This window comes from Thermus sp., assembly GCF_037444525.1.
Lineage (GTDB): Bacteria > Deinococcota > Deinococci > Deinococcales > Thermaceae > Thermus.
In genome coordinates, this window is record NZ_JBBIMD010000094.1 from 1 (window position 1) to 5276 (window position 5276).

Below are 5276 nucleotides of genomic sequence, written 5' to 3' on the forward strand. Positions count from 1 at the left end.
CGCCCTTCCTCCTGGCCCTGGGGCTTGCCCTCGCCCTCTTCCTCTTTGTCCGGGCTTTTTTCCGCTTCGCTTTGAGGAGCTACACCTCTGCCAGCAGCTGAAGGGGCTTGGGCCTGCCGGAACGCAGGGCTTAGGATGGGGGTATGGAGGTCCTCTTCGTCCTCCTTCTGGCGTACCTGTTTGGTTCCGTCCCTGCAGGGGTGCTGGTGGCCCGCACCTACGGGGTGGACATCCGGAAAGTGGGTTCCGGCAACATCGGGGCCACCAACGTCCTCCGCACCTTAGGCCCGGGCCCCGCTTTCGTGGTGGCCTTCTTTGACGTGTTCAAAGGAGGCATCGCGGTGCTCATCGCCCGGGCGGTGGGGATAGAAGGTTGGCTCCTTGGGGGGGTGGCCCTGGCCGCGGTGCTGGGGCACAACTACTCCCTCTTCCTGGGGTTTAGGGGAGGCAAGGGGGTGGCCACCAGCTTTGGCACCCTGCTCGTCCTGGACCCCGTTTTGGCCCTCTGGACCTTTCCCATGGGGGTGAGCGTCATGCTCATCACCCGCTACGTGTCCGCGGGGAGCATGGCCGGGGGGGTTGCGGCTTTCGTCCTGGCCTTGGCCCTGGGCCGCCCCCTTTGGGAGGTGGCCATGGTTTTGGCCCTGGCCGCCCTCATCTTCTGGACCCACCGGGAAAACCTTAAGAGGCTCCAGGAGGGGACGGAAAGGCGCCTGGGGGAGAAGGTGGAGGTGCGGGGTGCTTGACCTTCTGGTCCTGGCCCCCCACCCCGACGACGGGGAGCTGGGTTGCGGGGGCACCCTGGCCCGGGCCAAGGCTGAGGGGCTTTCCACGGGGATCCTGGACCTCACCCGGGGGGAGATGGGCACCAAGGGCACCCCGGAGGAAAGGGCCAAGGAGGTGGAGGCCGCAAGCCGCATCTTGGGCTTAGACTTCCGGGGCAACCTGGGCCTAGCCGATGGGGGCTTAAGGGATGTGCCCGAGCAACGCTTGGCTTTGGCGGAAGCCCTGAGACGGCTTCGGCCCCGCATCGTCTTCGCCCCCCTCGAGGCCGACCGTCACCCCGACCACACCGCGGCCAGCCGCCTGGCCGTGGCCGCGGTCCACCTGGCGGCCCTCCCCAAAGCCCCCCTTGGGGGGGAACCCCACCGGGTGGAGCGGCTTTTCTTCTACCCTGGGAACCACCCCTTCACCCCAAGCTTCCTGGTGAAGATCTCCGCCTTTATAGAGCAGTGGGAGAGGGCGGTATTGGCCTACAGGAGCCAGTTTGCCGGGGAGGCGGTGAGCGAGACCGTGGGGCCTAAGGGGGTGGAGGCCCGGAAGGCCATGCGCCGCCACTGGGGCAACTACCTGGGGGTGGACTATGCCGAGCCCTTCGTGAGCCCCCTGCCCCTGCTCTACGTGCCCTGGGGCCGGGCCTAAGGGCGCCCTTGCATAAGTTTGCAAGGAGGCGGTATGCTATAGGCCTCATGGGGGGAGATGCCCTGGCTTTACCTAAGGACCTCTTGGACTTTGGCGGCTACGATCCCAAGGCCATCCAGCACCTCCTGGCCCTGGCAGAGGAGCTCAAGGCCACCCGCTACCGGGGGGAGGACCTGAAGGGCAAGACCCTGGCCCTCCTCTTTGAGAAGCCCTCCTTACGCACCCGCACCACCCTCGAGGTGGCCATGGCCCACCTGGGGGGGCACGCGGTTTACCTGGACCAGAAGCAGGTGGGCATTGGGGAGCGGGAGCCCGTAAGGGACATTGCCAAGAACCTGGAGCGCTTCGTGGACGGCATCGCCGCCCGGGTCTACGCCCACGCCACGGTGGAAGCCCTCGCCCGCTACGCCCGCATCCCCGTGGTGAACGCCCTTTCCGACCGGGCCCATCCCCTTCAGGCCTTAGCGGACCTCCTCACCCTGAAGGAGGCCTTTGGGGGACTAAGGGGCCTCGAGGTGGCCTGGGTGGGGGACGGGAACAACGTCCTAAACTCCCTCCTGGAGGTGGCCCCCCTGGTGGGCTTAAGGGTGCGGGTCGCCACCCCCAAGGGCTACGAGCCGGACCCTGAGCTCTTGAGGCGCGCTGGGGCCTTTTTCACCCACGATCCCAAGGAGGCCGTCTTTGGGGCCCACGCCCTCTACACCGATGTCTGGACCAGCATGGGCCAGGAGGCCGAGCGGGAAAAGCGCCTTAGAGACTTCCGGGGCTTCCAGGTGAACGGGGACCTCCTCGCCCTCCTCGCCCCGGAGGGGATCTTCCTCCACTGCTTGCCCGCCCACTACGGGGAGGAGACCACGGAGGAAGCGGTGTATGGGCCTAGAAGCCGGGTCTTTGACCAGGCGGAAAACCGCCTCCACACCGCCAAGGCCGCCCTCCTCGCGCTGTTAAAGTAGGGATATGGTCCGGCCTTACCGCTTTAGCCTGGAGGGGTTCTTCAAGCTCCCCCTTCCCGAAAGGGGGGTGGAGCTCCTCAGGGGGGAGCTATACCGGATGGCGCCCATTGGACCGAAGCCCGCCTACCTGTTGAACCGGCTTAACCAGCTTTTTTTGGAGCGCTTCCCCGAAGCCCTGGTTCAGCCCCAAGGGCCTTTGCGCATCCCTCCGGACACCCATCTGGAGCCTGACCTTTTACTGTTGCGGCCGGGCCCCTACGCTAAGAGGCTGCCAAGCCCGGGGGACGTCCTCCTCCTGGTGGAGATCTCCGAATCCACCCTGGACTACGACCTGGGGCGTAAGCTCCCCCTTTACGCCCAGGCGGGGATCCCTGAGGTTTGGGTGGTGGATTTGACCGGGTATCGCCTTTGGATTTTCCGTGGCCCCCAGGGGGACCATTACCGGGAACAGCTCTGGCTTAGCCCTGGGGAAGGGGTGGCCCCCCTGGCCTTCCCTGAGACCACGGTGGAGGTCCCATGGTGAAGGTGGGGATCCTGGGAGCCTCGGGGTACGGGGGGGCGGAGCTCCTCCGCCTCCTTAAGGGCCACCCCGGGGTGGAGCTGGTGGGCTTTTCCAGCCGCAAGTATGAGGGGAAGCCCCTTTCCGCCGCCTGGCCCCAGCTTTGGGATGGGCGCCTTTTCCTCCCCCAGGAAGAGGTCATCGCCCGCTCGGAGGTGGTCTTCCTGGCCCTGCCCAATGGCCTGGCCATGGGGCTTGCGCCCGAGATCCTGGGGGCGGGCAAACGGGTCATAGACCTCTCGGGGGATTTCCGCCTGCCCCCTGAGGTCTACGAGGCCTGGTACGGCATCCCCCACCAAAGCCCCGGGCTTTACCCGGAAGCGGCCTACGGCCTGCCCGAGCTCCACCGGGAGGAGCTTAGAGAGGCGGGGCTTGTGGCCAACCCCGGGTGCTACGTGACCGCCACCACCCTGGCCCTGGCCCCCCTGGCGGTGGAAGGGGCTTTGAAGGGGGCTTTTGTGGTGGGCCTAAGCGGGGTCTCGGGGGCAGGACGGGAAGGGGAGGGGACCTTCTTTGCCGAGGTGAACGAGAACCTGAAGCCCTACAAGGTGGGGGGCACCCACCGGCACATCCCCGAGATGGAGCTAAACCTAGGCCGCCTCCTAGCCCAAGGGCGCTTCCCCCGCACCCATGGGGGGAGGGTAGGGGTGCGCCTCTCCTTCACCCCCCACCTCGTCCCCATGACCCGGGGCATCCTGGTCACAGCGGAGGCGGAGGTGGAGGGGGCTTGGGACCAGGGGAGGCTGGAAGCCCTCTACCGGGACTTCTACGCGGGGGAGCCTTTTGTGCGGATAACGGAAGACCTCCCCCAGACTAAGGGCACCCTGGGCTCCAACCGGGTGGACGTGAAGCCCTTGTATGAAGCGCGCACGGGGCGGGTCCTGGTCTTTGCCGCCCTGGACAACCTGGTGAAGGGCATGGCTGGCCAGGCGGTGCAGAACCTGAACCTCATGCTGGGCTTTCCCGAGGAGACCGGCCTTCCCAAGGAGGGCTTATGGCCGTAAGGCTCCCCAGGGGCTTCCGTGCCGGGGCGGTGCGGGCGGGGATCAAGCCCTCGGGCAAGCCCGACCTGGCCCTTCTCGCCTCGGGGCTTCCCGCCGCCTGGGCCTACGCGGCCACAAAAAACCGGGCCGCCGCCCCTTCTGTCCACCGGGGCCGCCGCCTCTACGCGGCGGGCCACCCCTTGCGGGCGGTGGTGGTGAACGCGGGGAACGCCAACTGCGCCACCGGGGAAAGGGGCTATAGGGACGACGAGCGTCTGGCGGAGCTCGCCGCCTTCCGGCTTGGCCTTTCCCCGGAGGAGATCCTCACCGCTTCCACCGGGGTCATCGGGGTGCCCCTGCCGGTGGAGAAGGTGGAAGCGGCCATGCCCAAGCTGGAACTCGGCCCCTTTGCCGACCCCTTGGCCGAGGCCATCCTCACCACGGACCTGGTGGTGAAGGTGGCGGAAAGGGAGGTGGAGGGGGTGCGAATCGTGGGCGTGGCCAAGGGAAGCGGGATGATCCACCCCAACATGGCCACCATGCTGGCCTTCCTGGTCACGGACGCCCGCGTGCCCCAGGAGGTTCTCAGGGCGCACTGGCAGGGCATCGTGGACCACACCTTCAACCAGGTCACGGTGGACGGGGACACCTCCACCAACGACCTGGCCGTGGTCCTGGCCAATGGGGCCTATGGGGAGGTGCCCCTGGAGCCTCTCTTTTCGGCCCTGGAGGAGGTGGCCCGGGCGCTGGCCCGCAAGATCGCCCGGGACGGCGAGGGGGCCACCAAGCTCATGACCGTGCGCGTCCAGGGGGCGGCCACGGAGGAGGAGGCCAGGCGGGCCGCCCGGGCCGTAGCGGCAAGCCCCCTTTGGAAAAGTGCCCTCTACGGGAACGACCCCAACTGGGGCCGGATCCTGGCCGCTTTAGGCAACTCCGGGGCCCGCTTTGACCCCCTAAAGGTGGAGATCCGCCTCCAGGGCATTCCCCTCTACCGGGGTGGGGCGCTTCCCTTTGACCGGGAAGGGGCCAGCCAGGCCATGCGGGCGGAGGAGGTGGTGGTGGAGGCGGACCTGAAGGAAGGCCCCTTCCAGGCCGAGGCCTGGGGGTGCGACCTGACGGAGGGGTATGTGAAGATCAATGCGCTTTACACCACGTAAAACAGGTTGATTTTACCCCCCTTTCGGATATTCAGCTGCATACTCACGCCACCGCCCTGAGCACCTGACCGATCCCCAAGCCCGGTCGTGTAAGGAATTATGTGTAAGGGTATGTGTATGAATGGGGGTACCAACGGGAGAGGAGGTACCCCATGGATCAGGATACCCTCCAGATGATCTTGAGGGAAGCAGTGAGGGAAAC

General features: G+C 66.8%; 6 protein-coding genes. All 6 read left to right on the top strand.

Going from position 1 to position 5276, the window contains the following annotated elements; translation table 11 throughout:
• Positions 1-143: 143 nt before the first annotated feature.
• The 6 genes from plsY to argJ are packed head-to-tail and all read left to right on the top strand — an operon-like array spanning position 144 to position 5074.
• Positions 144-746, top strand: coding sequence for a glycerol-3-phosphate 1-O-acyltransferase PlsY (plsY, locus tag WKI94_RS11400; RefSeq protein ID WP_337845849.1), 603 nt, complete (start codon positions 144-146; stop codon positions 744-746).
• A complete protein-coding gene (gene bshB1, locus WKI94_RS11405) occupies positions 739-1422 on the top strand; it encodes a bacillithiol biosynthesis deacetylase BshB1 (protein WP_337845850.1) in 684 nt (227 codons plus the stop codon). Before plsY ends, bshB1 begins: the two co-directional genes overlap by 8 nt.
• Before the next feature lie 47 nt (positions 1423-1469).
• Entirely contained in the window at positions 1470-2375 is a 906-nt protein-coding gene (argF, locus tag WKI94_RS11410) for an ornithine carbamoyltransferase (protein WP_337845851.1), read from the top strand.
• A gap of 4 nt (positions 2376-2379) precedes the next feature.
• Entirely contained in the window at positions 2380-2898 is a 519-nt protein-coding gene (locus tag WKI94_RS11415) for a Uma2 family endonuclease (RefSeq protein WP_337845852.1), read from the top strand.
• Positions 2899-2900: 2 nt separating this feature from the next.
• On the top strand, positions 2901-3938 hold the full coding sequence (gene argC, locus WKI94_RS11420; protein ID WP_337845854.1) for an N-acetyl-gamma-glutamyl-phosphate reductase: 1038 nt from the start codon (positions 2901-2903) through the stop codon (positions 3936-3938).
• Positions 3929-5074, top strand: coding sequence for a bifunctional glutamate N-acetyltransferase/amino-acid acetyltransferase ArgJ (gene argJ, locus WKI94_RS11425; protein ID WP_337845853.1), 1146 nt, complete (start codon positions 3929-3931; stop codon positions 5072-5074). Before argC ends, argJ begins: the two co-directional genes overlap by 10 nt.
• The last annotated feature ends 202 nt before the right edge of the window (positions 5075-5276 follow it).